This window comes from Nonomuraea sp. NPDC050786 (genome assembly GCF_040654115.1).
GTDB lineage: Bacteria > Actinomycetota > Actinomycetes > Streptosporangiales > Streptosporangiaceae > Nonomuraea.
Genome location: NZ_JBFAHJ010000035.1, coordinates 60,181 through 85,736, shown reverse-complemented (window position 1 = coordinate 85,736; position 25,556 = coordinate 60,181). Strand labels below are relative to the sequence as shown.

At 68.9% G+C, this 25,556-nt stretch carries 29 protein-coding genes and 2 pseudogenes; 19 read left to right on the top strand and 12 right to left on the bottom strand.

Features of this window, described 5'->3' with window-relative positions; translation table 11 throughout:
- Positions 1-22 precede the first annotated feature (22 nt).
- Positions 23-721 carry a hypothetical protein gene (locus AB0H84_RS43855; protein ID WP_357618234.1) on the top strand — a complete coding sequence of 233 codons (699 nt, stop codon included), beginning with the start codon at positions 23-25 and terminating at the stop codon, positions 719-721.
- 8 nt (positions 722-729) lie between these two features.
- Here AB0H84_RS43855 and AB0H84_RS43850 read toward each other — a convergent pair whose 3' ends face one another.
- Both AB0H84_RS43850 and AB0H84_RS43845 read right to left on the bottom strand, forming a co-directional pair.
- Positions 730-3,120: an excinuclease ABC subunit UvrA gene (locus tag AB0H84_RS43850; protein WP_357618231.1), complete on the bottom strand. Its 2,391-nt coding sequence runs from the start codon at positions 3,118-3,120 to the stop codon at positions 730-732.
- Between the two features lie 271 nt (positions 3,121-3,391).
- Positions 3,392-3,802, bottom strand: coding sequence for a VOC family protein (locus AB0H84_RS43845; RefSeq protein WP_357618228.1), 411 nt, complete (start codon positions 3,800-3,802; stop codon positions 3,392-3,394).
- Positions 3,803-3,954: 152 nt separating this feature from the next.
- On the opposite strand from AB0H84_RS43845, the gene AB0H84_RS43840 reads away from it, so the two are divergent.
- From AB0H84_RS43840 to AB0H84_RS43825, 4 genes are all read left to right on the top strand, one after another.
- Positions 3,955-5,052: an FAD-dependent oxidoreductase gene (locus tag AB0H84_RS43840; protein ID WP_357618225.1), complete on the top strand. Its 1,098-nt coding sequence runs from the start codon at positions 3,955-3,957 to the stop codon at positions 5,050-5,052.
- An 82-nt stretch (positions 5,053-5,134) separates the two neighbouring features.
- The gene (locus tag AB0H84_RS43835) at positions 5,135-6,040 is read left to right on the top strand and encodes an LLM class flavin-dependent oxidoreductase (protein WP_357618222.1); all 906 of its coding nucleotides are present in this window, start codon (positions 5,135-5,137) and stop codon (positions 6,038-6,040) included.
- Between the two features lie 133 nt (positions 6,041-6,173).
- The gene (locus AB0H84_RS43830) at positions 6,174-6,404 is read left to right on the top strand and encodes a DUF6289 family protein (protein ID WP_357618219.1); all 231 of its coding nucleotides are present in this window, start codon (positions 6,174-6,176) and stop codon (positions 6,402-6,404) included.
- A gap of 101 nt (positions 6,405-6,505) precedes the next feature.
- Positions 6,506-7,084: a TetR/AcrR family transcriptional regulator gene (locus AB0H84_RS43825; protein WP_357618216.1), complete on the top strand. Its 579-nt coding sequence runs from the start codon at positions 6,506-6,508 to the stop codon at positions 7,082-7,084.
- On the opposite strand, the gene AB0H84_RS43820 is transcribed toward AB0H84_RS43825, so the two are convergent.
- Both AB0H84_RS43820 and AB0H84_RS43815 read right to left on the bottom strand, forming a co-directional pair.
- Complete coding sequence (locus AB0H84_RS43820) at positions 7,081-7,470, bottom strand: cupin (protein ID WP_357618213.1); 390 nt, start codon at positions 7,468-7,470, stop codon at positions 7,081-7,083. The two genes, AB0H84_RS43825 and AB0H84_RS43820, sit on opposite strands and share 4 nt — an antisense overlap.
- A gap of 28 nt (positions 7,471-7,498) precedes the next feature.
- Positions 7,499-8,968 carry an MFS transporter gene (locus AB0H84_RS43815; RefSeq protein ID WP_357618210.1) on the bottom strand — a complete coding sequence of 490 codons (1,470 nt, stop codon included), beginning with the start codon at positions 8,966-8,968 and terminating at the stop codon, positions 7,499-7,501.
- Between the two features lie 214 nt (positions 8,969-9,182).
- Between AB0H84_RS43815 and AB0H84_RS43810 the strand changes: the two genes are divergently transcribed.
- Complete coding sequence (locus AB0H84_RS43810; protein WP_357618207.1) at positions 9,183-10,115, top strand: LysR substrate-binding domain-containing protein; 933 nt, start codon at positions 9,183-9,185, stop codon at positions 10,113-10,115.
- A 21-nt stretch (positions 10,116-10,136) separates the two neighbouring features.
- On the opposite strand, the gene AB0H84_RS43805 is transcribed toward AB0H84_RS43810, so the two are convergent.
- The gene (locus tag AB0H84_RS43805; protein WP_357618307.1) at positions 10,137-10,979 is read right to left on the bottom strand and encodes an enoyl-CoA hydratase/isomerase family protein; all 843 of its coding nucleotides are present in this window, start codon (positions 10,977-10,979) and stop codon (positions 10,137-10,139) included.
- Positions 10,980-11,103: 124 nt separating this feature from the next.
- Here AB0H84_RS43805 and AB0H84_RS43800 point away from each other — a divergent pair, with 124 nt between their 5' ends.
- Positions 11,104-11,487: a helix-turn-helix domain-containing protein gene (locus tag AB0H84_RS43800; RefSeq protein ID WP_357618204.1), complete on the top strand. Its 384-nt coding sequence runs from the start codon at positions 11,104-11,106 to the stop codon at positions 11,485-11,487.
- 206 nt (positions 11,488-11,693) lie between these two features.
- Here the strand turns inward: AB0H84_RS43800 and AB0H84_RS43795 are convergent, their stop codons facing one another.
- Together AB0H84_RS43795 and AB0H84_RS43790 are read right to left on the bottom strand one after the other, a co-directional pair.
- On the bottom strand, positions 11,694-12,248 hold the full coding sequence (locus AB0H84_RS43795) for a DNA-binding protein (protein WP_357618202.1): 555 nt from the start codon (positions 12,246-12,248) through the stop codon (positions 11,694-11,696).
- A 47-nt stretch (positions 12,249-12,295) separates the two neighbouring features.
- Positions 12,296-12,865: pseudogene (locus AB0H84_RS43790) on the bottom strand (helix-turn-helix domain-containing protein); the annotation flags it as partial.
- Between AB0H84_RS43790 and AB0H84_RS43785 the strand changes: the two are divergent.
- Positions 12,834-13,016: a hypothetical protein gene (locus tag AB0H84_RS43785; protein WP_357618199.1), complete on the top strand. Its 183-nt coding sequence runs from the start codon at positions 12,834-12,836 to the stop codon at positions 13,014-13,016. The pseudogene AB0H84_RS43790 and the gene AB0H84_RS43785 overlap by 32 nt on opposite strands.
- Before the next feature lie 23 nt (positions 13,017-13,039).
- A complete protein-coding gene (locus AB0H84_RS43780) occupies positions 13,040-13,858 on the top strand; it encodes an SDR family NAD(P)-dependent oxidoreductase (protein ID WP_357618196.1) in 819 nt (272 codons plus the stop codon).
- Between the two features lie 145 nt (positions 13,859-14,003).
- On the opposite strand, the gene AB0H84_RS43775 is transcribed toward AB0H84_RS43780, so the two are convergent.
- From AB0H84_RS43775 to AB0H84_RS43765, 3 genes are read right to left on the bottom strand one after another with little or no spacing between them, the layout of a single operon-like run.
- A complete protein-coding gene (locus AB0H84_RS43775) occupies positions 14,004-14,324 on the bottom strand; it encodes an SDR family oxidoreductase (RefSeq protein WP_357618193.1) in 321 nt (106 codons plus the stop codon).
- Positions 14,325-14,336: 12 nt separating this feature from the next.
- The gene (locus tag AB0H84_RS43770; protein ID WP_357618190.1) at positions 14,337-14,810 is read right to left on the bottom strand and encodes a MerR family transcriptional regulator; all 474 of its coding nucleotides are present in this window, start codon (positions 14,808-14,810) and stop codon (positions 14,337-14,339) included.
- A 19-nt stretch (positions 14,811-14,829) separates the two neighbouring features.
- A complete protein-coding gene (locus AB0H84_RS43765; protein WP_357618187.1) occupies positions 14,830-15,702 on the bottom strand; it encodes an SDR family NAD(P)-dependent oxidoreductase in 873 nt (290 codons plus the stop codon).
- 449 nt (positions 15,703-16,151) lie between these two features.
- Between AB0H84_RS43765 and AB0H84_RS43760 the strand changes: the two genes are divergently transcribed.
- The 5 genes and pseudogenes from AB0H84_RS43760 (at position 16,152) to AB0H84_RS43740 (ending at position 19,152) form a co-directional block, all read left to right on the top strand.
- A complete protein-coding gene (locus tag AB0H84_RS43760) occupies positions 16,152-16,367 on the top strand; it encodes a hypothetical protein (RefSeq protein WP_357618185.1) in 216 nt (71 codons plus the stop codon).
- Entirely contained in the window at positions 16,345-16,590 is a 246-nt protein-coding gene (locus tag AB0H84_RS43755) for a DUF4158 domain-containing protein (protein WP_357618182.1), read from the top strand. The genes AB0H84_RS43760 and AB0H84_RS43755 overlap by 23 nt, the downstream gene beginning before the upstream one ends.
- A complete protein-coding gene (locus AB0H84_RS43750; protein WP_357618179.1) occupies positions 16,559-17,107 on the top strand; it encodes a DUF4158 domain-containing protein in 549 nt (182 codons plus the stop codon). Before AB0H84_RS43755 ends, AB0H84_RS43750 begins: the two co-directional genes overlap by 32 nt.
- A pseudogene (locus AB0H84_RS43745) lies at positions 17,017-17,998 on the top strand (Tn3 family transposase); the annotation flags it as partial. The gene AB0H84_RS43750 and the pseudogene AB0H84_RS43745, both read left to right, overlap by 91 nt.
- A gap of 380 nt (positions 17,999-18,378) precedes the next feature.
- Positions 18,379-19,152 (top strand): class I SAM-dependent methyltransferase, encoded by a 774-nt coding sequence (locus AB0H84_RS43740; protein WP_357618175.1) that lies wholly within the window; start codon positions 18,379-18,381, stop codon positions 19,150-19,152.
- A 542-nt stretch (positions 19,153-19,694) separates the two neighbouring features.
- On the opposite strand, the gene AB0H84_RS43735 is transcribed toward AB0H84_RS43740, so the two are convergent.
- Positions 19,695-21,185 carry a carboxylesterase family protein gene (locus tag AB0H84_RS43735; RefSeq protein WP_357618172.1) on the bottom strand — a complete coding sequence of 497 codons (1,491 nt, stop codon included), beginning with the start codon at positions 21,183-21,185 and terminating at the stop codon, positions 19,695-19,697.
- Positions 21,186-21,282: 97 nt separating this feature from the next.
- Here AB0H84_RS43735 and AB0H84_RS43730 point away from each other — a divergent pair, with 97 nt between their 5' ends.
- Together AB0H84_RS43730 and AB0H84_RS43725 are read left to right on the top strand one after the other, a co-directional pair.
- Positions 21,283-21,882: a TetR family transcriptional regulator C-terminal domain-containing protein gene (locus tag AB0H84_RS43730; RefSeq protein WP_357618169.1), complete on the top strand. Its 600-nt coding sequence runs from the start codon at positions 21,283-21,285 to the stop codon at positions 21,880-21,882.
- Positions 21,883-22,036: 154 nt separating this feature from the next.
- The gene (locus AB0H84_RS43725; RefSeq protein ID WP_357618166.1) at positions 22,037-22,834 is read left to right on the top strand and encodes a Tn3 family transposase; all 798 of its coding nucleotides are present in this window, start codon (positions 22,037-22,039) and stop codon (positions 22,832-22,834) included.
- Between the two features lie 13 nt (positions 22,835-22,847).
- Here AB0H84_RS43725 and AB0H84_RS43720 read toward each other — a convergent pair whose 3' ends face one another.
- Positions 22,848-23,507: a recombinase family protein gene (locus AB0H84_RS43720; protein WP_357618164.1), complete on the bottom strand. Its 660-nt coding sequence runs from the start codon at positions 23,505-23,507 to the stop codon at positions 22,848-22,850.
- Between the two features lie 91 nt (positions 23,508-23,598).
- Here AB0H84_RS43720 and AB0H84_RS43715 point away from each other — a divergent pair, with 91 nt between their 5' ends.
- Genes AB0H84_RS43715 through AB0H84_RS43705 form a run of 3 tightly spaced genes read left to right on the top strand, consistent with a single transcriptional unit; the run spans position 23,599 to position 25,551 of the window.
- A complete protein-coding gene (locus tag AB0H84_RS43715) occupies positions 23,599-23,946 on the top strand; it encodes a hypothetical protein (protein WP_357618161.1) in 348 nt (115 codons plus the stop codon).
- 5 nt (positions 23,947-23,951) lie between these two features.
- Positions 23,952-24,626 (top strand): TetR family transcriptional regulator, encoded by a 675-nt coding sequence (locus AB0H84_RS43710; protein WP_357618158.1) that lies wholly within the window; start codon positions 23,952-23,954, stop codon positions 24,624-24,626.
- The gene (locus tag AB0H84_RS43705) at positions 24,619-25,551 is read left to right on the top strand and encodes an ABC transporter ATP-binding protein (RefSeq protein ID WP_357618155.1); all 933 of its coding nucleotides are present in this window, start codon (positions 24,619-24,621) and stop codon (positions 25,549-25,551) included. The genes AB0H84_RS43710 and AB0H84_RS43705 overlap by 8 nt, the downstream gene beginning before the upstream one ends.
- Positions 25,552-25,556 lie beyond the last annotated feature (5 nt).

Here is a 25,556-nt window from a genome sequence, read left to right as displayed (position 1 = left end):
GCCGCTGAGAGGGGATGGCGCGATGGAATCCGGTTACGCCCTCGCCGGCTATCGGGTCGCCACCCGCGCCGATCGACCGGACTGGCAGGACGTGCGCCTTCCTGGTTCTGGTCTGGTGTCGCTGAGTGACTGCGTGGTGGATCTGGTGCCGGTGGATCCCAGTGGCTGGGACGGCTGGTTCGCCAGTCCGCAGGAGGCTGAGGTCGCGCGCGACAGGGCCGGCAAGCCGGGCCTGCACGTGCTCGGGGTCGGGTTCGCGACTGCCGATGTTCCCGGACTGCTGGCCGATATCGCCGATGGCGGCTGGGACATATCAGCCGGAAGTCTCCCGGAACGGCTGGCCCGGCACGAGAGGTTTCCCTGCCCCGGTGGCCGGCGGTTGGGGTTCGAGCTGGTCGGCTTCGACAGCGGGCGCTGGCACACCTGGACCTGCCTGAGCGGCCTCGTCGCCGACGTCCACCAGGCCACCGGCGTCCTGCCGGGACGCTGGGGGCTGATCCAGGACGAGCAGGACGCGCGGCGGGCCGCTCAATGGCTCACCGACTCAGGTCTCGGCGACCCCAAGGTGTTCCTCTGGGCGGCCGCACTGCTCACGGACGTCGCAGGAGCGATCCTCCAGAGCGAGGCACCTCCTGGGCCATCTCTCTCAGGGAACCGGCTCCGGGACGCGACCCCCTCGGCCGGCCGAGGGGCGCGCAGGTGGCGCCGGTTCCCGTCGTGATGCCGAGGTCAGGCGCCGACGTAGGCCGCGAGGTGCTGGCCGGTGAGGGTCGAGCGGGCGGCGACGAGGTCGGCGGGTGTGCCCTCGAAGACGATCCGGCCGCCGTCGTGGCCGGCGCCGGGGCCGAGGTCGATGATCCAGTCGGCGTGCGCCATGACCGCCTGGTGGTGCTCGATGACGATGACCGACTTGCCGGAGTCGACGAGCCTGTCGAGCAGGCCCAGCAGCTGCTCGACGTCGGCCAGGTGGAGGCCGGTGGTCGGCTCGTCGAGGACGTACACGCCGCCCTTCTCGGCCATGTGGGTGGCCAGCTTGAGCCGCTGCCGCTCGCCGCCGGAGAGCGTGGTGAGCGGCTGGCCGAGGCTGAGGTAGCCGAGCCCGACGTCGGCGAGCCGGCCGAGGACGGCGTGCGCGGCCGGCGTGCGCGCCTCGCCGGCGCCGAAGAACTTCTCGGCCTCGGTCACCGACATCGCGAGCACCTCGCTGATGTCGCGGCCGCCGAGGTGGTACTCCAGCACCGATGCCTGGAACCGCTTCCCCTCGCACTCCTCGCAGGTGGTGGCGACGCCGGCCATCATCGCCAGGTCGGTGTAGATGACCCCGGCGCCGTTGCAGTTGGGGCAGGCGCCCTCGGAGTTGGCGCTGAACAGCGCCGGCTTCACGCCGTTCGCCTTCGCGAACGCCTTGCGGATCGGGTCGAGCAGTCCGGTGTACGTCGCCGGGTTGCTCCGTCGCGAGCCCTTGATCGCGCCCTGGTCGACCGAGACGACACCCGCCCCGGCGGGGAGTGACCCGTGCAGGAGCGAGCTCTTGCCGGAGCCGGCGACGCCGGTGACGACGACCAGCACCCCGAGCGGGATGTCGACGTCGACGTTCCGCAGGTTGTTGGTGTCGGCGCCGCGGATCTCCAGCTTGCCGGTGGGCTTGCGCACCGTCTCCTTGAGGGAGGCCCGGTCGTCGAAGTGGCGGCCGGTGATGGTGCCGCTGGCCCGCAGCCCCTCGACGGTGCCCTCGAAGCAGACGGTGCCGCCCGCCGTACCGGCGCCGGGGCCGAGGTCGACGACGTGGTCGGCGATCGCGATCGTCTCCGGCTTGTGCTCCACGACGAGCACCGTGTTGCCCTTGTCCCGCAGCCGCAGCAGCAGGTCGTTCATCCGCTGGATGTCATGGGGGTGCAGGCCGATGGTGGGCTCGTCGAAGACGTACGTGGTGTCGGTGAGCGAGGAGCCGAGGTGGCGGATCATCTTGACGCGCTGCGCCTCGCCGCCCGACAGCGTGCCCGACGGCCGCTCGAGCGAGAGGTAGCCCAGCCCGATCTCCACGAACGAGTCGAGGGAGTGCAGCAGCTTGGCCAGCAGCGGCGCCACCGACGGCTCGTCGAGGCCGCGTACCCACTCGGCCAGGTCGCTGATCTGCATCGCGCAGGCGTCGGCGATGCTGATGCCCTTGATCTTCGAGGAGCGGGCCCCCTCGCTGAGCCGGGTGCCGTCGCACTCGGGGCAGGTGGTGAACGTGACCGCCCGGTCGACGAACGCCCTGATGTGCGGCTGCATCGCCTCCCGGTCCTTGGAGAGGAACGACTTCTGGATCTTGGGGATCAGCCCCTCGTAGGTGAGGTTGACGCCGTCGACCTTGACCTTGGTCGGCTCCTTGTAGAGGAAGTCCTGGAGCTCCTTCTTGGTGTACTCGCGGATCGGCTTGTTCGGGTCGACGAAGCCCGACTCGGCGTAGACCCGCACCGTCCAGAAGCTGTCGGACTTCCAGCCGGGGATGGTGAACGCGCCCTCGCTGAGCGACTTGGAGTCGTCATAGAGCTGGGTGAGGTCGAGATCGGAGATCGTGCCGCGGCCTTCGCAGCGCGTGCACATGCCGCCGATGCGGGTGAAGGTCGCCCTCTCGGCCTTGCGCGCGCCGCGTTCGACCGTGATCGCACCGCTGGCCCGTACCGTGGGGACGTTGAAGGAGTAAGCCTGGGGCGAGCCGATGTGCGGCTGCCCGAGGCGGCTGAACAGGATGCGCAGCATCGCGTTGGCGTCGGTGGCGGTGCCGACCGTGGAGCGCGGGTCGGCGCCCAACCGCTGCTGGTCGACGATGATCGCCGTCGTCAGCCCTTCGAGCACGTCGACCTCGGGCCGTGCCAGCGTCGGCATGAAGCCCTGCACGAAGGTGCTGTAGGTCTCGTTGATCAGCCGCTGCGACTCTGCGGCGATGGTGTCGAACACCAGCGAGCTCTTGCCGGAGCCGGAGACGCCGGTGAACACCGTCAGCCGGCGCTTCGGGATCTCGATGCTGACGTCCTTGAGGTTGTTCTCGCGCGCGCCGTGCACGCGGATCAGATCGTGGCTGTCGGCGACGTGCGCCGCAGGCGAATCCGTATCCGTCCTCGTGGCCGTGCTCATCGTGTCTCCATCTGTACGTGGGGCCGCCCTCGCGATCCCCGCCGGCGTCGGTGGCTGAATCTAACCAGTTTCGAGAAGTATGTCCGATTTCCTGAAACGGGGTGCAGCAGCTCACGCTAGCCGCGGCTCGGGCGCCGCCGCTTCTCGATTCCTGATCGGTCGTGCCACCGGCCCCTGCGCCGGGCCGGCGGCAGGACGCACGCCATGGCGACGAGCCCTCAGCCGCCGGGCGTGAGGCACGATCAAGCGTCGGAACGCCCGGCCGGAGGGCTCAGGACAGCTCGTTGATGCGGATCATGTTGCCCGCGGGATCGCGGAAGGCGCAATCGCGTATGCCCCACGGCTGCTCGGTCGGGTCCTGGATGACCTCGGCGCCGCCGCCCTTCAGCCGCGCGAAGACCTCGTCGAGGTCGGAGGTGGCCAGCACGATGCCGGCGTAGGTGCCCTTGGCCATCATCTCGGCGATGGTGCGGCGCTCGTCGTCGGTGACGCCCGGTTCGAGGCCCGGCGGGTGCAGGACGATGGATGTGCCGGGCTGGCCTGCGGGGCCGACCGTGAGCCAGCGCATCGCGCCGTTCCCGACGTCCTTGCGCACCTCGAAGCCGAGGGCGTCGCGATAGAAGGCCAGGGAGGCGTCCGGGTCAGTGTGCGGGAGGAAGGTCCAGTGGATGGTGATGTCCATGGCGGTCACGCTAGGCCCGGCCCGGGGGCCGGCGCTTCTCGATTCCTGATCGGTCCGGCCGCATCCCATCCGAGGACGAGTTGCAGTTCGGCTTACGAACTAATATGGTTCGGGATACGAACTCAATCTCTTGTCGTGCTGGAGTGTGAATCATGAGTCGTCGTACGGTCGTGGTCGTCGGCGGAGGTTACGGTGGTTCGGCGATTGCCAAGGCGCTGGACGCCGAGGCGGACGTCGTTCTCATCGACCCCCGTGACGCGTTCGTCAACTCGGCCGGCTCCCTGCGGGCGCTGACCCAGCCGGACTGGGCGCACAACATGTTCTTCCCCTATGACCAGTGGCTCAGGCGCGGCACGGTGGTGCGCGACCGCGCGGTCTCGGTGGACCCCGGCGGTGTCACCCTGGCCTCAGGCCGGCGGGTCGAGGCCGACTACCTGGTCCTGGCCACCGGATCCAGCTACGCCTACCCCGCCAAGCCCGCCTCCGACTCCATGGACGAGGTCCTGGACGACCTGCTCCGGACCCACAAGGAACTGGCGGGATCCGGGCGGGTGCTGATCCTCGGCGCCGGACCGGTCGGCCTGGAGCTGGCCGGCGAGATCAAGGAGGTCTGGCCGCACAAGCACGTGACCATCGTCGACCCGGCCGAGCAGCTGCTGGCCGCCTTCCCGGCGGAGATGCGCGAGGAGCTGCGCCGCCAGCTCGACGAGCTGGATGTCCACCTGCGGCTGGGCACCCGCCTGACCGAGCCTCCGGCGACCGAGCCCGGCCAGGCGGCGACGTTCACCGTCACCACGACCGGCGGGGAGGAGATCACCGCCGACATCTGGTTCCGCGCGCACGGCGTGCGCGTCAACAGTGACTACCTCGCCGACGGCCGCCTGACGACCCGGACGCCGCAGGGGCAGGTGCCCGTCACGGAGACCCTCAACGTCCGTGGATACGACCACGTCTATGCCATCGGCGACATCACCGACGTCGCCGAGACCAAGATGGCCGGGTACGCGATGCAGCACGCCGAGGTCGTGGCCCAGAACATCATCGCCCGGCTCCGCGGCGAGCAGCCAGCGGCCACCTACCAGCCGCTGCCCCACCCCATGATCCTGCTCCCGCTCGGCCCGCGTGGCGGTGTCGGCCAGTTGCCCACCCCTGACGGCCCGGCCGTCGTCCCGGCTGAGACGGTCTCGGCGTACAAGGGGGCCGACCTGTTCACCGGCCGCTTCACCGAGCAGTTCGGCGCCGCCGCCTGACGTGCTCCCCGCGGCCCGGCACTACGGGCCCGGAAGGCGTACGAGAAGATTTACACGGAAAGTTTTATGGAAAGGCAGCACATTGTCCGCACATAACGTCGTCTTCGGTTTTGGCGCGCATTCCGGTTTTGACGACATACCCGAGCTGTTGCGCATGGCCCAGCAGGCCGACCGGGACGGGCTTGACATCTTCACCCTGTCAGATCATCCCTACATCGGCGGGCGCGTGGACGCCTACGCCGCGCTCGGCTTCATCCTCGGGCGCACTCAGCACATCGCCGGCTTCGCCAACGTCACCAACCTGCCGACCCGGCCCGCTCCGATGCTGGCCCGGACGGTGACGTCGCTGTCGGCGCTGTCGGGTGGCCGGATCGTGCTCGGCATGGGCGCGGGGGGGTTGTGGGATCGCATCGCCGACATGGGGGTGCCGCGGCTGACGGCCGGCGACGCCGTGGACGCCTTCGAGGAGGCGATCGTCCTGGTCAAGAAGCTGTCGGGCGGCGGCCCTCCGGTCACCTACCAGGGCAACCACTACCAGGTGAACCGGATCGAGCCCGCTCCCGTCGCCGCGCCGCCCGTGTGGACCGGATCGGTCGGCCCGAAATCCCTGGCCGCCACCGGCCGCGTGGCCGACGGCTGGATCCCCGGCCACGCGGCCGACTGGCTCAGCGGCCGCTACCGGGCCTCCCGGCCGATCATCGACGAGGCGGCGGCGTCCGTCGGCCGCGACCCGAGCGAGATCCGCACGATCTTCAACTTCCCCGGACGCATCACCGACCGGCCGCTGCCCGCCACCCGCGACGGCGACGGCCGCTGGCTCGGCGGCTCCGTCGGCCAGTGGGTCGAGGAGCTGACCGGAGCCGTGCTGGAGCACGGCGCGTCGGGCTTCACGCTCTTCTCCGCCGACCACGGGGCTCCTGACCTCACCGTCCTGGCCCGCTGGGCCCAGGAGATCGTCCCGTCCGTACGGGAGGCGATCGCGAAGTAGTGCCACTCCCCCGCACCGCACTCTGACAGTGGTTTTGACCCTTTGAGTACCGGTATTGACCTTATTGATCTATTCGCTTCGGGGAACGATCATCGAGGGCAGCAGAGCTTGCTCACCCCCCAGGAGGATCTTCATGATTCGCCGCGCATCGCTGGCCGTCCTGCTCGCCCTCGGCACCCTCACCGTGATCGGCTCACCCGCGCACGCCCGCGCCTGCCAGATCGACTTCCACTGCGAAACGTACTACTACAGCGACTCCGACCACACCACGCTGGTGGGGATCAAGTACGAGAACTGCGTCGGCGACGAGACGTGGGTGGGCCGGCGCGGATCGTATCCGGTGTTCGTCGAGACCCCCTGCTGAGCGCCGTGCCCGCGGCCGGGGCGGTGGACGAACGGCCGTTCGCCACCCCGGCTACCTCAAGTATCGATACCAGCAGTAGCGCAATCGGCTATCGTGTGGGCATGACCCGAGCGGCCACCTCCGCCAGATCACCCGGTCGCCCGCGTACCGGTGTCAACGCCGTGGTCTTCGCCGCGACGCTGAGCACGGTCCACGAGCTCGGCTACGCGCGAGCCACCGTCGACCGCATCGCCGCCGCGGCCGGCATCGCCAAGACGACGATCTACCGTCGCTGGCCGACGAAGGGCGCGCTGGTCGTGGAGTGCCTCCTCGACGCGTTCGGCCCGGTGCCGCTGGAGGGCGCCGGTCGAGCCGAGCTCATGTCCTCGGCCATCCGCTGGATCGCGACGAAGATCGGCGAGCCAGGGGTGGGCGACGCGTTCGCCGGCGTGTTCAGTGACGCCGTCAGCGATCCGGCCCTGCGCGAGGTCCTGTCCACGCGGTTGCAGGACCCGTACCGGCTCGCGCTCCAGGAGGCGCTCGGCGAGCCGGAGAACCGGGTCCTGTTCTTCATCGACGTCGTCGTCGGGACCTTGCTCCACCGGATGGGCATGACCGGGGAGCCGATGTCGGAGGCCGACGTCGCCGCGCTGGTCGAGATGGTCCTGCTGTACTTCCCTGACGACGCCGGTCCCGCCTAGGCTTCGGTCCGCTTCTCCAGCCGGCTGCCTCGCGGCAGGGTGACGGCCATGATGTTGCTGGGGATGTCCAGCTCGATGCGGTGCCATCGCCCGCGCGGGACGACGGCGGCGGTCCCGGCCGTCAGCCTGATCTCTTCCTCCTCCTGTCCCGGCCGCTCCGGGCGGAGGTAGAGGCGTATCTTCCCGATGATGCAGGACACGACCTCCTCGGCCTCGGGGTGGACCTCCCAGTGGTCGGCGTGGACGTCGGCGTCGGTCTTCGCATGGAAGGCCCTCACCTGCCAGCCGTCCTGGTCGGAGCCCGTTGCTCTCTTTCCGGCGTGGATCTCGCCGCCTTGGTGCAGCCGGAACGAGGACGCGAACAGATCGAGCGGGGTGACAGTCATGCCGGAACGACCTTCCTGAGGTGGTCTTTCAACGGGCGGGGAGCCGATCGGGGTCCTCTACCTGCTCAGCCCGTGATGGCGGGCTGGTCCGGCGCAGTACGGTCAGGGCGATGAGGACGGCGGCGACCAGGAGCGCGGCGCCGAGGGTCATGCCGAGCGCGTATCCGTCGTTGAGGGTCTCGGGCGTGGCGATCGGGCCGGTGCGGTGGTGGGCCGCGGTGCCGAGTACGGCGAGTCCGAGCGAGGCGCCGATCTGGCGTGAGCTGTTGAGCAGGCCCGAGGCGGTGCCGGTCTCATGGGGTGCGACGCCGGCGGTGGCGGTGGAGACCACCGGCCCGAGGCAGAGCCCGAAGCCGACGCCGACGACGATCGAGGGCCCCAGAACGTCGGTGGCGAAGGAGCCATCCGAGCTGATCAGGCTGAACCACGCGAACCCGGTCGCGGCCAGCAGTCCGCCGGCGGCCAGCAGGGTCCGCGGCGCGCGACGGTAACCGAGTTTGACGGCGAGCGCGGAGCCGGCGATCACACCGGCGGCGAACGGCAGGAACTCGATCCCGGCCAGAGCCGGCCCGGTTCCGAGTACGCGTTGCAGATAGAGGGAGACGAAGTAGAACGAGGCCCCCATGGCCGCGCCGACCAGGAGGTTGAAGGCGTTCGCGCCGGCGACCGAGCGGTTGGCGAACAGGCCGAGCCGGATCAGCGGCTCGCGGGTGGTGGTCCGTTCGAGGTGGACGAACGCGGCCAGCAGCGCGGCGGCGACGGCCAAGGTCGTCAGGGTGGTCGGCGAGGTCCACGCGTACCGGTCGGTGCGTACGATGCCGAACACCAGCAGCGTCATGCCTCCCGTGGCCAGGACGGCGCCGAGGATGTCCGGACGGCCCCTGCGAACCGGGCTCGGACCGGCGGCGACACCCCGCCAGACCATGGCCAGCGCGCAAGCGACCATCGGCACGTTCACGAACATCACCCAGCGCCAGCCGGCGTACTCGGTGAGCACGCCGCCGATCAGGACGCCGAGGGCGCCGCCGGCGGCGTTCGTCGCGCTCCAGACACCGAAGGCCCGGACCCGGGGCTTGCCCGTGGGGAACGTCGTGGTCAGCAGCGCCAGCGCGGCCGGAGCCAGCGCGGCGGCCCCGATGCCCTGCACGGCTCGGGCGGCGACCAGGTGGCCGGGTGCCTGGGCGAAGCCGCCGACGAGTGAGGCCAGGCCGAACAGGCCGAGTCCGAGCAGCAGGATCCGCTTGCGGCCGTACCGGTCGGCGGCCTTGCCGCCCAGCAGGAGCAGCCCGCCGAAGGTGAGCGCGTAGGCGTGGATCACCCAGGTCAGGCCCACCGCGCTGAAGCCGAGGCCGGCAGCGATCTGCGGCAGCCCGACGTTCACGACCGACAGGTCCAGCGACACCATGAACTGCACGACGGCCACCGCGGCGAGGGTGAGCCCCGGCCGCATACCCGACTCGATGACTGCGCTGGTGGATGTACCGACGGGGGTTCTCATGACCGCAATCGTCGTCCAGCTGCTGCTCAGAGGCGTCGTACAGGCGGAGTGATCTGCCGCTACCCCATCGGGACCTACGACCGCCCGGACTACGACTGCGGGAGTACTCCCGCAGGACGGGGAGGAGTATGTGCCGGCAGATTCAGGCGCTATGTCTCAAGGGTTATTTTCTCTAAGATTGATATCACCAGGGTGTTATGTGTCGGGAGGCGTAATGGAGCTGAACTCGCTCAGGCAGTTCCTGGCGGTGGCGCGGCTGGAACACCTCAGCCGCGCGGCCGAGGAGCTTCGCGTCGCCCAGCCGTCGCTGAGCCGTACCATCGCCCGGCTGGAGAGCGAGCTGGGCACACCGCTGTTCGACCGGAGCGGCCGGTTGCGGCTGAACGACGCGGGCAAGCTCTTCCGCGATTACGTCGAACGCGCCCTGGGCGAGCTGGATGCGGGGCGGCGAGCCGTCGCCGAGGCCGTCAGCGAGGGTGTGGGCACCGTACGGCTGGCGTCGGAGACCTTCCTCACGCTCACCGGGCCGCTGGCGGCCTTCAAACAAGCTCACCCGGCGGTTGAGGTCGAACTCCGCTGGATGGCGGCCGAGGACATGGGCCGTCACCTGCGGGCCCAGGAGGTCGACCTGTGCGTCGCCTCCCAGCCGATCGCCACTGAGGGCCTGGAGGCGGTCGAGCTGCTCGATGAGCCGGTCGGTCTGGGCACGCCCCTCGGCCATCCGCTGTCCAACCGTACGTCGGTGAGCATCGACGAGCTCCTCGACCAGCCTTTCGTCAGCGCCGGCAAAGGGCACTGGCAACGCCGCCTCCTGGACCGGCTCTTCGCCGCACGGGACCGTACCCCGAAGATCGTCTGCGAGGTCGACGAGCCCAGCGCCATCGCGGCCCTGATCAGCGCGGGGCTCGGCATCGGTCTCGTCCCCTCCTTCGCCCGGACCACCAACACGCGAATCCCCGGCGCCTGGGTCCCCGTCGACAGCCCTGACTGCCGGCGCGCGGTCACCCTGTACTGGGTTGCCGGCAGCCATCTGTCCACCGCCGCCCGCCTGATGCGCACCACGATCGCCAACTGGGACTGGGTCACCGGCCAACCACAGGAGAGTGGCAGCCGTCGAGGTCATGACGGCGTCGGCTATCACGGTTGAGACGGAGATGACCGGCCCTCTTCATGCTCCTTGGGCCGCGATCGTGCGGAGCAGTGGCTCGAGGTCTCGCTCGCCGTCGGGGGTCTGCGCTCCGCTCGTCAGGGCCGTGCTCATGATCCGCTGCGCTGCGGGCAGGCCCACCAGACCGGCCCAAGCGTTGTTCTCCGCGATCAGTCCCTGGCCGTACTCGGTGGGCGGGAGCGCCTTCTTCGCCGCGGCGATCACGCCGTCAGGAAGTGCTGCGATCTTCGATGCGACGTCGGAAACGTACGCATCGAGGTGTGCCGCCGGAATCGCACGGTTGATCCAGCCGATCGAGGCGGCCGTGCGGGCGTCGACGAGGTCGCCGGTGAGGACGATCTCCAATGCCCGGTTCCTGCCCACTCGCTCACGCAGGTACTGGGTCCCGCCGCCGCCCGGCGTGATGCCCATCAACGCTTCGACCTGTCCGAGTCCCGCTGTTTCCTCCGCCGCATAGGCTAGGTCCGCCGCCGCTACGAACTCGGCTCCCCCGCCACGAGCCTTGCCCGCCAGCTTGACGATCGTGACCTGAGGCTGCCGCCGGATCAGTTCCCCGATCAGCTGGAAGACGTTCACCCCCTCCGGCGCGGACGCGGCGAGGTCCTGCAGGATGTCCATGCGGTCGGCAACCTGGATGTCCACGTGGGCGAGGAAGAACTCGGGATTCGCGCTCTCGAACACGATGACCTTCACCGAGGGGTCCTCACGAACGGCGGCGAGCAGATCCCGCACCTCACGCATCATCACCGCACCGAGGACGTTCACCGGCGGGTTGTCCAGGATGACTCGGAGAACGCCGTTCTCGCCAGTCGCCTGCAGCGTGCTGTAGCCGTCAAGGGGCATCACGGTTTGCTCCGTTTCGTCTCTGTGAGTTAGGTGGTATGCAAGACATACCTAGGCTCGCCCGAGCCCCCGGGGACGTCAACAACGCACTTTCGGCACACCAGGGATCACGGAGGACACCACGATGCCTCGTTCGATTCAGCAGACGGAATGGACGTTCACTCCGGACTGTCCGAGCCGTCCGATCCTCGATCAGATCGCCGACAAATGGTCGATGATGGTCCTGGCGATCCTTGAAAGGCCGACTCGGTTCAATGAACTCAAGCGGCGATTGGAAGGCATCACCCAACGGGTTCTGACACAGACACTGCGCAGGCTGGAACGCAACGGCATGATCCGCCGCACAGTGCTGCCGACGTCGCCGGTGGGAGTGGAGTACTCCCTCACGCCGCTCGGCGAGTCTCTCCGCGACCCTTTCATGCATTTGTACGAATGGACGGTCCGCCACAGCGAGCAGATCATCGCAGCGCAGCGCGAGTACGACGGGCCGCCCAGCGCGCCGACGTGAGCGAGCTCAAGCGGGTGGCCGCCTACCCGACGCTGCAGCGGTTCGTGACCGCCCTCGCGTGGTGATCGCCGAGGTGAACGAGCCGAGGGCCGCTGTCCGTGCTCTCCGGCCCGGATCAGGCCAGCGGCCCGTCATGTGTCCCCCGCGACCGTGGTGAACAGTCGGCCCAGCTCAAGCCCGGCAGATGCCCGTTCAACACCAGTCACCTAGCCGACGAGTGACTGGGTGCCGAGGACGGTGACCAGCGCGAGGCGCTCGGCGTCCGCACTGCCCGGTTCGGCCGTGTAGAGCATGATGCGCAGGTCGCTGCCGGCCACGGCGAGCACGTCGCAGTCGAGCGTCAGCGGGCCGACCTGGGGGTGGTCGATCGTCTTGCGGCCCGCCTCGTGGTGCCCCGCGACGGCGGCCCTCCACAGCTCGGCGAACCGCTCGCTGTGCGTGAGCAGGTCCGCCACCAGCCGCTGGAGCCGCTGGTCGGCGGGATAGCGCGCGGTGGTGGCCCGAAGGTCGGCCACCAGCGCGGTCTCCAGGGCGTTGCGTGACTCCGAGGTGTGCCGGACCCGGCCGTTCAGGCCGGAGAAGTTGCGCCACACCGCGTTGCGTTCGTGGCCGTGCCACCCGGCCGGATCACCCATGAGCGCGGCGTAGGGCGGGTTGGCCAGGAGCAGCGTCCAGGTCGCGTCGAAGACGGCGCGACGGGTGTGCCGGCCAGCCGCTCCAGGAGGCGCTGCACACTCGGCGTGAGGTACGCGGGCACGCACTCCGGGCCCGGCGGTTGGAGCCCGCCCAACTGGAAAAGGAGCCTGCGCTCGGCGGCCGACAACCGCAGCGCCCTGGCCAGGGCCTCGACGACCTGTACCGACGGATTGGTCGCGCGCCCCTGTTCGAGGCGGATGACGTAGTCGACCGAGATGCCCGCCAGCTGGGCGAGTTCCTCGCGGCGGAGCCCTGCGACGCGGCGCCGGCCGCCGGGGGACAGTCCAGCGGCTTCCGGTGACACCCGCTCGCGCCACCGGCGCACTGCCTGCCCGAATGCCTTCGTCCCCACGAAGTCCAGTATGTCCCCGCCGTCTCGGCACCGCCTGGTACCGGCGTTCCCAGGAAGCCCGGGGACCTGGCTGGTCGCCGGAACACCCGGCAGCCTCGAGGCATGGACACCGCGAGACCGACAGCCGGCTTCATCGGCCCGGGCGACCAGGGCCTGCCCACGGCGACGGCGATCGCCGAGGCCGGGTTCGCCCTGCACGCCTGGGCCCGGCGGCCCGACTCGCTGCGAGGTTGCGGGGGGTGCCGCACGACCGCCACGACAGCCTCCAGGAGTCGGCCGCCGCGCGTCCAGCACCGCGTTGACGCTGCTGGACCTGCTGACTCCCGACATCGTTGAGCACCTGTCCAGCATTGAGGCGCTGGACATGGAGCTGTTCGAGGCGGCGATGCGTGAGTCCGGTGTGGACGCCCGGTCCGTCACTGAACGCGGGCCGGCCGGTACGCATGGCCTGCCCGGGCTGCTGCGCAGCCTCAATCCGTGAAAACTCCCGGAAAGGAAAAGAAGATGGACAAACTCGCACTCGTCACCGGTGCCACCTCCGGAATCGGCAGGGCGTTCGCCGAACGGCTGGCGGCCGACGGCTACGACCTCGTGCTCGTGGGCAGGCGCGAGGAGCGTCTGGCGGAGTTCGCCGGCTCGCACCCCGAGGTGAAGGTGCGCACCGTCGTCGCCGATCTGTCCACTCGCGACGGAATCGACGCGGTGGCCGAGATCTGCGCGACGGAACCGTTGACGCTACTGGTGAACAACGCCGGTGTCGCGCACTACATGCCGCTCGCCGAGCTACCCGCCGAGAAGGCCGGCGAACTCGTCGGCGTCAAGGTCCTCGCGCCCACACTGCTCACCCGCGCGGCCGTGGCCGGCATGCGGGAGCGTGGCGAAGGCACGATCGTCAACGTCGCCGGCATGATCGCGTTCAGCGGGCCCGCCCCGCACTCGCTGATGCCGCGTCGTGCCGTCTACGGCGGCAGCCTGGCCTATCTCGTTGCGATGTCGCAGATTCTCAGCGCGGAGCTGGAGGGCAGCGGCGTCACGGTGCAGGTCGTGTGCCCCGGGGTGGTCGCCACCGAGTTCCACGAGCGACAGGGCCTCGACCTGAGCGCGGTGCCCCGCATGTCGGCCGACGACGTCGTGACCGCCAGCCTGCGCGGCCTTGAGCGGGGGGAGACCGTCTGCGCCCCGGGTGTCGAGGACGCCGGCCTGCTGGACGCGGTCTTCCAGGCCGACCTCGCCGCCTTCGCGGGACAGAGCCCAGAACTCGCCACCCGCTACCGGGGTCGGGGTGAACGTGAAGCAGGTGATGCCGAGCGTCTCGTGGAGTGACCGGACCCGGTCGGCTGCCTCGTCGACCGGGCCGGGCAGATAGGTCACCGCTCTGCGCCGCGAGCGCCCGCCCCATCGTCGCGCGCCGCTGATCGCGCAACTCCTCCCCCGCGGCGACCAGCGGCAGCGAGGCCAGAATGCCAACTCACGGCGTCGGGGACGGGCTCACATCGCGACGACCGCGGTCTTGCCGCCGTCGACCGGTCAGGACAGCGCCCTGGATGTAGGAGGCTCGCGGAGAGACGAGAAACCGGATGGCCTCGGCCACTTCCTCGGGCGTGCCGCCTCGACCTGCCGGCAGGCCGGCAAGGTATCCCCCGTACATGTCACGCATGTGTTCGTTGACCGGGGTGAGGACATGTACGTTCGCCACGGTGAGGATCCGGGTCCTGTGGACCTGTTGTGAAGGGACTGGACCGGTCCAGGAGCGCCTGAGAAGGCTCGTCAGGGCTTGTTGCGCGGTCACCCCGGCCGCCGGTCAGCCTTCTGGGTGCCCGTCGTAGACGCGGATCTTGTATTCGGTCGTCTCCAGGGCGAGAGTGAGTTCGCGGATCTGTCGCACGATGCGGTCGCGCTGGTCGAGCATGATGCGCCGGCGTTCCGGGATGGTGCTCGGGCCACGCTCGACGAGGGCGATGTAGCGCTTGAGATCCTGCATGGTCATTCCCGACAGCCGCATCCGGGTGAGGAAGATGAGGCGGCGCAGGTCGAACGCCGAGTATTCGCGGTAACCGGAGGCGTTGCGTGCCGGCCGCAGGAGTCCCTCCTGCTCGTAGTAGCGGAGGGTGTGGGGGGACAGGCCGATCAGGCGGGCGGCCTCGGCGACACTCTTGGGCGTCGCCGAGGCCTCGATCGCGGTGTCGTCGAGGAGTTCGTGCAGCGCATTGATGACCGATGCGGACGGTTCGTCGCCGTCGGCGAGGATGCGCTCGATCAGGTCTTCGGTGGCCATGGTTGACAGGGTACGGAGCTCAGAACGCGCGTTGCGCCGGCGGCATGCCGGGAAAGTCGGCCGATTGGCTGACATACGCCCACTTCTCGACGTCGCTGAGCGCGTTCCTGTAGGTGCGGGTGAGATTGCGCACGGCCTCGGCGCCGAGCGGCAGCCGGAGTGGCGCGTCGGGCGTGTCGAGCATGTCGCGGATGGCCGAGGCGGCGCGTGCCGGGTCGCCCTCCTGGATGCCGTCGGCCTCGGCCATGTTCGCGCGGACGGCGCCGATCACCTCGTCATAGCTCGGGTGCTGGTCCACGGTGTTGAGTACCTCGGCCGAATTGAAGGCGGTGCGGAAGCGGCTGGGCTCGGCGATGAGGACGCGGACGCCGAACGGCGCGACCTCGCCCGCCAGAGCCTCCGACCAGCCTTCGAGGGCGAACTTGCCGGCCGAGTAGCTGCCGACGGCGGGGAAGGACATCCGGCCGCCCTGACTGCTCATCTGCACGATCGCACCGGAACGACGCGCACGCATGTGCGGCAGCACCGCGCGCACGTAGGCGGCCGGGCCAAGGAGGTGCTGCTCGAGCATGTCGCGCAACTGCGCGTCCGTGACCTCCTCCGCGGCGCCCACCTGCCCGGCCCCGGCATTGTTGACAAGTACGTCGACGTGCCCGAATGCGTCGAGCGCGCGCCGTACGACCGTCGCGGCCGCGTCCGTGTCGCGCACGTCGTGCTCGACCGGCAGCAGCCGGTCACCGTACTGAGCCCGGAGCGCGTCGAACCGGCCGGCCCGCCGCGCCGTGCCGACCACCTGCTCGCCCGCGGCCAGCGCCGCCTCGGCCAACGCCAGGCCGAGCCCGGAGCTCGCACCGGTGATGATCCAAGTCTTGGTCCCGTTTGTCGTAGTCATGACGGCGAAGATAGACATTCGAGCGCGCTCGAAGGCAAGCAGGCTTTCCGGCGGTGCAACGATGATTCCGATGGGCACGAGGCTCCCGAACATGACGCCATAGCGGGCTGGCAGGCCCCACAGCGTGTGGCGCAGGCCGATGCCGTCCAGGACGATCTTGTCCTCCTACGCCTTACGCGGCGTCGCGCGCGGCCACCATCACTGAACCGTTCACGGTCATCAGGTCGCGGACCGCTCTGATGTCCAGCCGGTGTCGCGCTGACACGCTCGCAGACACGGCCGGCCCGATGGCACGGCATGCGCTCCCTCGGGAGCACATGCCGTGCAACGCAGCCGACATGCCTCACGTGCCTGACAAGATCACAACGCTCTGGCCTGCAGAAGAGGCTAAGAACCCAAGCTGACAGCGGAGGACGGGCGACCGACATCCCCGGTCTCGATCGGCCGATGTGACGGACGTCGTCGAGCGGGCGTACGAGCCGTGGGATCACGGGTTGAGGAACCGGGGACCAGTCGTTATCGATGAGAACGATCTTGCTTCTCTCGCGGACCTTGCGGTGATCATTTCTGGTAAGGAGCTGGACGTCTGGCTTCTTTCTGGTGGTTACTGGGTGATAGGTGGCGTGTCGACGGTTGTCGCCTATGCCTGTGGGGTTGTTGTCTGATGACCAGGTCCGGGCGTATACGGCGTTCGAGGAGTTGCCGTCGCTGTCTGATCTGGAGAAGTTCTTCTTCCTGGACGCGTTCGATCGGGACGTGATCGCCAAGTCGCGCCAGGACTCGCACCGGTTGGGGGGTAGCGGTTCAGATTGGGACGGTCCGGTACAAGGGCCTGTTCCTGAGCGATCCGCTGGCGGTGCCGTGGCCGGTGGTGGACTACCTGGCTGAGCAGTGGGGAATCGGCGACCCGTCGCAGGTGAAGGAGTACGCGGTGCGGGCGCAGACGGCCTATGACCACGCGTGGATGATCCTCGATGTCTACGGCTTTCACGACTTCGACGATCGGGAGTCGTGGGAGGGCCGGGTGCTGTCGAAGCGGTTCTTGACGTTCTTGCATGGCCGGGCGTGGACGCATGCGGAGGGGTCGACGGCGTTGTTCGATCAGTCGGTGGCGTGGCTGCGCCGGCATCGGGTGCTGCTGCCGGGGGTGACAGTGCTGGAGCGGCCGGTGGCCAGCGTCCGGGAACAGGCTGATGAGCGCCTGTATGCGACGGTGACGCGTCAGGTGGAACGCGTCGACGCGGGGTTGCCGCGGGCGTTGGCGGCGCTGCTGGTGGTTCCCGAGGGGGCGCGGATCTCGGAGCTGGAGCGGCTGCGGCAGCCGACGGGCTGCGCTTCGTCGTCCCGGTGCAGACGATCAACGCCGCCCCCTCGCCCAAGTACTTCGGTTACAAACGCGGCCTGACCCTCCTCAACGCAGTCAATGATCAAGTGAGGGGGATCGGGCAGGTGGTGGTGCCGGGCACCCCGCGCGACTCGCTGTACATCCTGGACTGCCTGATCAACATCGACGCCGGGCCGAGGCCCGAGCTGGTCACCACCAACCAGGCCAGCGACATGGTGTTCGGCATCTTCTCCATGCTCGGCTACCGGTTCGCGCCCCGCTTCGCCGACCTGGGCGACCAGTGGTTCTGGCGCGCCGAGCTGCCCGACGGGAGCACGCCGAAGTACGGGCCGCTGGAGGCGATCGCCCGCAACAAGATCAACCGAAGCAAGATCCATGCCCAGTGGGCCGACATGACCCGGGTCGACCGGATCGTTGGTGACCAACCAGGTCCGCGCCTACGACCTGCTGCGCATGTTCGCGCGCAAGGGGCACCCGACCCCCCTCGGGCAGGCGTTCGCCGAGTACGGCCGGATCGACAAGACCCTGCACCTGCTGTCCATCCTGGATCCGATCGACGACACCTACCGGCGCAAGCTGAACAAGCAGCTCACCGTGCAGGAGTCGCGGCACCGGCTGGCCCGCAAGATCTGCCACGGCAACGGCGGGAAGATCCGCAAGGCCTACCGTGAAAGGCAAGACGATCAACTGGCTGCGCTGGGGCTGGTGGTCAACGCGGTCGCGCTGTGGAACTCCAAGTACCTGTCGGCCGCGGTCGACCAGCTACGCGCCCGCGGCGTGCCGGTCAAAGACGAGGACGCCGCCCGGCTCAGCCCGCTCGGTCACGCCCACCTCGACGTCCTGGGCCGCTATGCCATCGCCTCCTCCGCCCCGGCCGAAGGGCTGCGGCAACTCGGTGAGATCCCCGACGTGCCCGAGGGCGGCGACAGCGTGGACGAGGACGGGGGGTAAAGGCCGGGATCGCGGCCTGCGCCCGTGTCGGAAAGGCTTCCTTGAGCGGTGTCGGGCGAATCGTCCGCCGCGGCGGACGAGCTTGCGCGAGGCTGGCCCTTTGCCGACCTTTCGGGGGATCTGGGGATGGCTGAGCAGATGCACGCGGCGTGGGACGAGATCGTCGACTGATGGGCCGCAATGGCCTGATGTCTGCTATGCCCGAGAAGCTCACCGAGGCCGCATCTTCGTATTGATCGTTCCGAAGCGCCGACACCACGGCGAATGACGCGGATCAGCTCGCGCTATCCGCGGCATGCGCGGACGGGTTGTCCTCGCGAAAACCAATGGCGCCCGGCTTGCTCCGATGATGGACTGACGTCCCGCCGTGAGTCTGCCGCGTGACGGAGGTAGTGGTTGTGACGGAATATGACGTGCTTGCTGAGGTGTATGAATGGCTCATCTCGGATGCAAAGTTGCCTCCAGCCGAGTTCGCTGCGTCGTTCGATGACGTCCTCAGTCTCCTGCCGTCGAACGCTCACGTCCTCGACTGTTCGTGCGGAACCGGACAGTTGGCGGTTGGCCTCGCCGGTCGTGGCATGCAGGTTGTTGCAACTGACGCCAGCGAAGCGATGGTTCGTCGGACTGCAGAGTTGTCTGAGGAGTTCGGGGCATCCGTCCGGGCCATGCGGGCGAACTGGGAAGAGTTGCCCGACCATTTCGAGGACGACACGTTCGACATGGTGTTCTGCGTTGGCAACTCGCTTCACCATGCCGCGGGCGCGACAGGCAGGGGTGCTGCTCTGGAGTCGATGTCACGGCTTCTGCGCCCTGGGGGGCGCTTGGTGCTCACATCCCGCACTTGGGAACTCGTGAGGGCCAGAGGTTCCCGGCTGGACATCAGTGACCGACTCGTCCGCCGGAACGGTCGCGATGCCGTCGTGGTCTACCGCTGGGAGATTGCGCCGCATTGGGAGGAGGAGCACCACATCGAGATTGCGATCGCGCAAGTTGATGCGACTGGGCTGGTCCTTGTCCGCTCGGAACTGCTGTCCTGCTGGCCCTACCGGTACGAGGAACTCGAAGTCGAGCTGCACCGGGTCGGACTCCGGACGGAAGTGAGCACGTTCGATCTTGAGGCCGAGAACTATATGGTGGTCGCGAGCAAGGTATAGACACCGGGCTCTCAGTCCCCGGTCGGACCGCGCTGTTGCTCGCAGGACGCTTGCGCCCTCTCATCGGTGCGGGTCAAGCGGTCAACGCAACGCCTTGTAAGTACTTCGAGACCCGCAGCCGGACCGAAGAATGGGCCCAGGGCGGGCAGGCCGTCCAGATGAGGTTCTGGAACCGGCCGCTGCACGCGATGACCGAAGACTTCACCGCCGCGGGCTTTGGCCTGCCGTAAAGGAAGCTGTCACGAAGTACACGCGAGCGTATTTCGGGGGCGAGGAGCCTGAGGGCAACCGTTGGCGCTGAGATGGATCTTTATTCTCCTGGTTGACATAAAAGGACTTACCGGGCAGCCCGGCCTGCGGAAACACCGAAGATCACATTATCGCGCCGGACTTATCCTGCTCTGTTCGAGCCGAGACCCGCCAGAACGCCCTCGGCCGGGACCGCGAACGACCCCACTACACTCCGTGCCCGCGCTCACGGAGCGTTACTATACGGCACATCACGCCGACCCGAGCGGAGGGCCTAGAGCCGACCCGGACAATTACGAGAGATCGAAGGGGGCAGGGAAGTGGCCTTCCCAGATCTGGTGGGATGCCTGTTCGGGGTAGGGCAGAGTCTTCGACTCGGTGTCCAGGACGCGGGTGAGGTGCCCGCCGGGCCGGTGGGCGGACCAGCCCGCGTCGCCGGTGGTGACGAAGCGGACCCATGCCTCCTGGAGTTCGCGGGAGAGCGCGACGGCCTCGGGAGTGGGCTCCTCGCCGATGAGCTGGGTGCCGACGGGGCTGTCCAGCGTGCCGAACGCCAGGGGCACGTCGAGGCTGTGGCAGGCGCCCAGGATGCCGCCGCTGGCCGGGGCAACCCAGCACAGTTCGAACAAGTACGAGGTGCCGCCGGCTGCGGCGTTCGCCTCGGCCAGCTTCTGTGACGGCATGCGGAAGAGGGCGTCGGAATACACCATCTCCACCAACTCCTCCGGGCCTGCTTGCGGGAACGCGGCACGGTAGGCCCGCGCGCCGTCCGGCTGCGGGGCGTGCAGTTCCAGGGCTGCGTGGGCGTCCTCCTCGGTGAAGGTGCCGTACCGTCCGCTCATGACGCTGAAGTACCGGAATTCGTCCCGGGTGTGGCCGACGAGCAGTTCGGTCCCGCTCGCGCGTGCGCCGGTCAGCGCGGGCCAGGGCGTTTCCGGGAGGACCTCGCCGTCGACGACGGGGCACAGCGCGGTGCCGGTCTCCGTGAGGCGTCCCCAGCTCTCCCGGTGCGCGTGGAGGCGGGCGTTGAAGGAGGTGAGCTCGGCGGCCAGGTGCCATGGGTCGATGTCGCGCAGGGCCGCGGCGGTGGGGGCCGCCGCGCCGAGCCGGTCCGCGAACGAGGCGGTGACCTGCCGTGCCAGCGCGGGGGTGCTGTGCAGCCCCGGCACCGAATGGGCGATGGCCCGCCGGAACAGGCCGCGCGCCGGCTTCATCGTCAGGAGGGCGGCGACCGACCCCGCCCCGGCAGACACCCCGGCCACGGTGACCTGGCCGGGGTCGCCTCCGAAGGCGGCGATGTTGCGCTGCACCCACTCCAGCGCCGCGATCTGGTCGAGGAATCCGCGGTTGGGCGGCGCGTCGTCGAGGAACGCGAAACCCTCCGCGCCCACGCGGCAGTTGATGGTCACCACGACGAGTCCCGCCTCGGCCAGCGCTGCCGGGTCGAACATCGGGTCGCTCGACGCCGCCGAGAGGTAGCCGCCCACGGGGATCCACACCAGCACCGGCAGTCCCGCCGCGCCGGGATCCGGAGTGCCGACGTTGAGCGTCAGCCAGTCGGTGCCCTGCGGGGGCACGTCGATCGGAAGGGACAGCGGCACCACGGGGCCGAACTCGACCGCCTGCCTCGTTCCCTCCCAGCGGTGCGGCGGCGCGGGCGCGGCGAAGCGGAGCGCTCCGACCGGGGGCTGGGCGTACGGGATGCCGCGGAACACCGCGTGCCCCTGCCGCCGGCGCCCCTGCACCACGCCTTCGGTGGTCCGTACCTTTGGCTGTTCGGACATGACGATTCCTTCCCTCGAGTGGACCCCAGGGTTATAGGTCAAGTGTATTATGTCAACTGTATTGGAACAGTCCCCGGGTACGAGGGAGGGGCCGGCGATGCCGAAACAGGTTGATCACCGCGGACGCCGCGAAGCGATCGCCCGCGCACTGTGGCGGGTGGTGGAGCAGCGCGGCGTCACACAGCTGACGATGCGCGTGGTGGCGCAGGAGGCGGGCATGTCACTCGGGCAGCTGCAGCACTACTTCGCCTCCCGGACCGCCATGCTCTCCTTCGCCATGGACTTCGCGTCCGAGCAGACCTCGGTGCGCGTACACCAGGGGCTCGAAAAGCTCGGTGACCGTCCGCACCCCCGCGACGTGCTGCGACTGACGCTCGCGGAAATGCTCCCCCTGCATGCCGATGCCCGCGCGACCAGCCGGATGAGCGCCGCCTACGTCCTGGAGGCGCTGCACGACGAGGCCGTCCACGATCAGGCGCGCCGCGGCCTCGTTCAAGGACGGGCCCTCATTGAGCAGTTGGTCCGCCAGGCGATCGCCGACGGGCACATCGACTCCGGCCGCGACCCGGCGACCGAGACCAACCTGCTCCTCGCCCTCACCGGCCTCACCCCCCTGATCGAACTCGACGTGATCGAGCCCCAGGACGCGCTCGCCGCGATCGACGTGCATCTGGACCGGCTGTTCAGGAGTACGTGACCTGCCTTCGGACACGGGGGCAGGCGGGGACAAGATCAGCTCTGGTCCGGCCGCTCCCCGGCCTGGTCCACAATGCCGATCGCGACGCGGGTGAAGATCGACCAGGTCGCTCCCTTCGATGCGCCATTCCAGATAGGGAGGAACGGGAACCTGATTGCCGTCCTTCATGGTGAACTTCCGGGCCTGTAACGCCTCCGAGGTCGCCGCGATGATGGAGGGCGTGCTGCGGCACTGCACCGACGCGCAGATCGATCGCCAGTACACCGATAGTCATGGCCAGTCGCTGGTCGGGTTCGCGTTCTCCTGCTTGCTGGGGTTCAAGCTGCTGCCGCGGATGAAGAACATCGCCCGGCAGAAGCTGGTGAAGGCTGACGCCGATGACCAGGTCTCGTCATGCCTGACCGGCATGGTGGCCGACAAGCCGATCGACTGGGAGATCATCGCTCAGCAGTACGACCAGATGGGGAAATATGACACCGCCTTGCGGCTGGGCTCGGCCGAGGCCGAGCAGGTGCTGCGACGCTTCACCCGCGGTGGCCCCAAGCACTCCACCTACAGGGCCATCGAGGAACTCGGCAAGGCGGTCAAGAGCGTGTTCGTCGCCGAGTACGTCGCCGCCCCGGAGTTGCGCCGGGAGATCCACGAGGGCTTGCAGGTGGTGGAGAACTGGAACTCCGCCAACACCGACCTGTTCTACGGCAGTGCCGGCACCATCCCCGGCAGTGACAAGGAGCATCAGGAGGTCTCCATGCTCAGTCTTCACCTGCTCCAGTCGGCGCTGGTCTTCATCAACACCTTGCTGGTTCAGTCCGTCCTCAAGGACCCCGCCTGGCAGAAGAAGATGACCGATGCCGACAGGCGAGGACTTTCGCCGCTGTTCTGGTCCAACGCCAACCTGTACGGGACGATCGACATCGACATGGGCCGTCTTGACCTCGACCTGGTCGCCTGACCCTTCCCGTCGATCAGGCCGATGGCCGAGGCTGGCCGCCCTGGCCGGGTAGCAGGTCGGCTAGGGCGGTTCGCACGGCCACCCGGCTTACCCCATGAGCCCGTGCCAGGGCCGCGATCGAGGTGCCCTCGCCGAAGGCCGCCCGCACGTCCTCGCGCCGGTCACCTTCCAGCGCGGGTGGCCGGCCGCGGTAGCGGCCTTCGGCCTCGGCGGCGGCGATCCCCTCGACGGTGAGCTCGTTCTGGATGTCACGTTGGAACTGGCCGACTGCGGTGATCACGTTGATGATGACGGCGGTGGTGGCGTCGTTGGCGGCCAGATCGTGGAAGTTCGACAGCGGTCCGGACAAGACGCGCAGGGCGACGCCGCGGGCTTGGCACCAGTTGCGGACGGCGTGGATGTCGAGCAGGTCGCGGCAGAGCCGGAACAGCTCCGAGACCGTCAGGGTGTCGCCGGGGTGCGCCTTGGCGGCGATCTTGCCGAACGCGGGCCGGTCGAGGGCGGGGATCTTGGAGGTGGTGGCGGGGTCCTCGAAGAGGAGGACGCCGTCGGCAGGCCGGAACCCCTCGGCGACGCCTTCGGTGCGCACGAGAAGGCCGGCCTCGGTGAGGATGTGGCGCTGCCGCAGCAGGGACTGGGTCGCGGTGGAGACGCGGGAGTAGACGATCTGCACCGGGCTCTCCTCGGGAAGGGTCGGAGCCCGGTGTCGTTAAATCAGCTAATTCCGACACCCCGAGAAGACGCCACAGCGCGATCAAGCTCCCGTGCTTATCCACGGCGCGACCGGCGGCGTGGGTGACGTGCTGCGCCAACTCGGCGCTCACCGGGGCCTGGTCATGTACGGCACCGCCTCCGAGCGCAGCCTGCATCTGCTGCGCGACTACGACATCGTGCCCATCGACTACCGGCGCCAGGATGTCGCCCAGGTCGTACGCGCCAAGCACCCCAAAGGCGTCCGGATCGTCTACGACCACCTCGGCGGCCCCTGCTTCCCGCTTCGCCCAGGCCGCCGAGGCGCATCGGGCATTCGAACGACGGGACGTCCACGGAAAGATCATCCTAGCCACGTTCTGACCCCGGTTGCCACGCCACTGAACACGTGTTTATCATAGTAAACGTGTGTTCAGCTCTTTCGTCAGATCTGACTGCTCAGGCCAAGATCCGTAATGCCGCCATCGCGCACTTCGCCCGCGATGGCTTCCAGAAGACAAACCTGCGTGCCATCGCGGCCACCGCAGGAGTGAGCGCCGCCCTGATCATTCGCCACTTCGGCAGCAAGGACCATCTGCGCAGCGTCTGCGATGACCATGTCCTGCAGATACTGGTGCGGCGGGCCCGGACCTCGGCCGGCCCGGCCGGCGTGCAGGATCTGTCCCGCGAATATCTGGCGAACCCGGAGGAATACGGCCTCCACGTGCAGTACATGGTGCGCGCGATCGAGGAGGACTCCTCGGCGGCCACCACGTTCGTCAACACGCTGGTGGAGGAGACCGAGGAGCTCTTCCGGGCCGGAATCGCCGATGGCTCGATGCGCCCCTCCTCGGACGTGCGGGCGCTGGCCGTGCTCACCGTGCTGATCAGCCTCGCCACGCTGACCATGGCGCCGGCCCTGACGCGGGCGCTCGGTTACGACCGCATGGGCCTCGACGTGCTGCAGCGCGTCGGGCTGCCCATGCTCGAGATCTACACCCACGGCATGTACGTGGACGACACGATGCTCAAGGCCGCCCGGACTGCCTGGGAGGCCGAGCAGGGAGATCATTTCCAGCGCAAGGACACCCATCATGGCTGAGACCGATGCCATCACCATGGCCGGAGTGGTCAAGTCGTTCGGCCCGACCCGGGCGCTGAACGGCCTCGACCTCGTCGTACGGGTCGGCGAGGTGCACGGATTCCTCGGGCCCAACGGCGCGGGCAAGAGCACCACCATCAGGATCCTGCTGGGGCTGATGCGCCCCGATGCGGGCACCGCCCGGCTGCTCGGCGGTGACCCCTGGACGCAGGCCGGCGAACTGCACCGCCGCCTGGCGTACGTGCCCGGCGACGTCACCCTTTGGCCCAACCTGTCCGGCGGCGAGGCCATCGACCTGCTCGGCCGGCTGCGCGGCGGCCTCGACCGGCGGCGCCGGGACGAACTGATCGAACGCTTCGACCTCGACCCGCGCAAGAAGGGCCGCACCTACTCCAAAGGCAACCGGCAGAAGGTGGCCCTGGTCGCCGCGCTGTGCTCCGATGCCGAACTCCTCGTCTTCGACGAACCCACCTCCGGCCTGGACCCGCTGATGGAGGAGGTCTTCCGGCAGACGATTCAGGAAGTGCAGCGCGCGGGTGACCGTACGGTGCTGCTGTCCAGCCACATCCTCTCCGAGGTCGAGGCGCTCTGCGACCACGTCACGATCATCCGCGACGGCCGTACCGTGGAGTCCGGCACCATGGCCGAGCTGCGCCATCTCACCCGCACCGCCATCGAGGCCGAGCTGGCCGGCTCACCGGACGGGCTGGCCGGCCTGCCGGGGGTGCACGGTCTGCGTGCCGACGGCGGCCGGGTGCGCTTCAGCGTCGACGCCGCCGCGCTGGACGCGGCGTTGCGTCAGCTCACCGCAGCGGGCGTGCGCAGCCTGGTCAGCCGGCCGCCGACGCTGGAGGAGCTGTTCCTGCGGCATTACGACCGCGCGGCCGCGAGCGCCGGTGGCAGGCACGCGGAGGCGGCACGATGAACCCC

Bases quoted from the DNA above. Each gene is read 5' to 3' on its own strand.
- AB0H84_RS43820 (WP_357618213.1), bottom strand. From the start codon at position 7,470: ATGACTGTCACCCCGCTCGATCTGTTCGCGTCCTCGTTCCGGCTGCAC.
- AB0H84_RS43705 (WP_357618155.1), top strand. From the start codon at position 24,619: ATGGCTGAGACCGATGCCATCACCATGGCCGGAGTGGTCAAGTCGTTC.
- AB0H84_RS43730 (WP_357618169.1), top strand. From the start codon at position 21,283: ATGCCGAAACAGGTTGATCACCGCGGACGCCGCGAAGCGATCGCCCGC.
- AB0H84_RS43805 (WP_357618307.1), bottom strand. From the start codon at position 10,979: ATGCCCCTTGACGGCTACAGCACGCTGCAGGCGACTGGCGAGAACGGC.
- AB0H84_RS43850 (WP_357618231.1), bottom strand. From the start codon at position 3,120: ATGAGCACGGCCACGAGGACGGATACGGATTCGCCTGCGGCGCACGTC.
- AB0H84_RS43845 (WP_357618228.1), bottom strand. From the start codon at position 3,802: ATGGACATCACCATCCACTGGACCTTCCTCCCGCACACTGACCCGGAC.
- AB0H84_RS43800 (WP_357618204.1), top strand. From the start codon at position 11,104: ATGCCTCGTTCGATTCAGCAGACGGAATGGACGTTCACTCCGGACTGT.
- AB0H84_RS43755 (WP_357618182.1), top strand. From the start codon at position 16,345: ATGCCTGTGGGGTTGTTGTCTGATGACCAGGTCCGGGCGTATACGGCG.
- AB0H84_RS43770 (WP_357618190.1), bottom strand. From the start codon at position 14,810: ATGGCCACCGAAGACCTGATCGAGCGCATCCTCGCCGACGGCGACGAA.
- AB0H84_RS43825 (WP_357618216.1), top strand. From the start codon at position 6,506: ATGACCCGAGCGGCCACCTCCGCCAGATCACCCGGTCGCCCGCGTACC.
- AB0H84_RS43765 (WP_357618187.1), bottom strand. From the start codon at position 15,702: ATGACTACGACAAACGGGACCAAGACTTGGATCATCACCGGTGCGAGC.
- AB0H84_RS43815 (WP_357618210.1), bottom strand. From the start codon at position 8,968: ATGAGAACCCCCGTCGGTACATCCACCAGCGCAGTCATCGAGTCGGGT.
- AB0H84_RS43840 (WP_357618225.1), top strand. From the start codon at position 3,955: ATGAGTCGTCGTACGGTCGTGGTCGTCGGCGGAGGTTACGGTGGTTCG.
- AB0H84_RS43855 (WP_357618234.1), top strand. From the start codon at position 23: ATGGAATCCGGTTACGCCCTCGCCGGCTATCGGGTCGCCACCCGCGCC.
- AB0H84_RS43830 (WP_357618219.1), top strand. From the start codon at position 6,174: ATGATTCGCCGCGCATCGCTGGCCGTCCTGCTCGCCCTCGGCACCCTC.
- AB0H84_RS43810 (WP_357618207.1), top strand. From the start codon at position 9,183: ATGGAGCTGAACTCGCTCAGGCAGTTCCTGGCGGTGGCGCGGCTGGAA.
- AB0H84_RS43780 (WP_357618196.1), top strand. From the start codon at position 13,040: ATGGACAAACTCGCACTCGTCACCGGTGCCACCTCCGGAATCGGCAGG.
- AB0H84_RS43735 (WP_357618172.1), bottom strand. From the start codon at position 21,185: ATGTCCGAACAGCCAAAGGTACGGACCACCGAAGGCGTGGTGCAGGGG.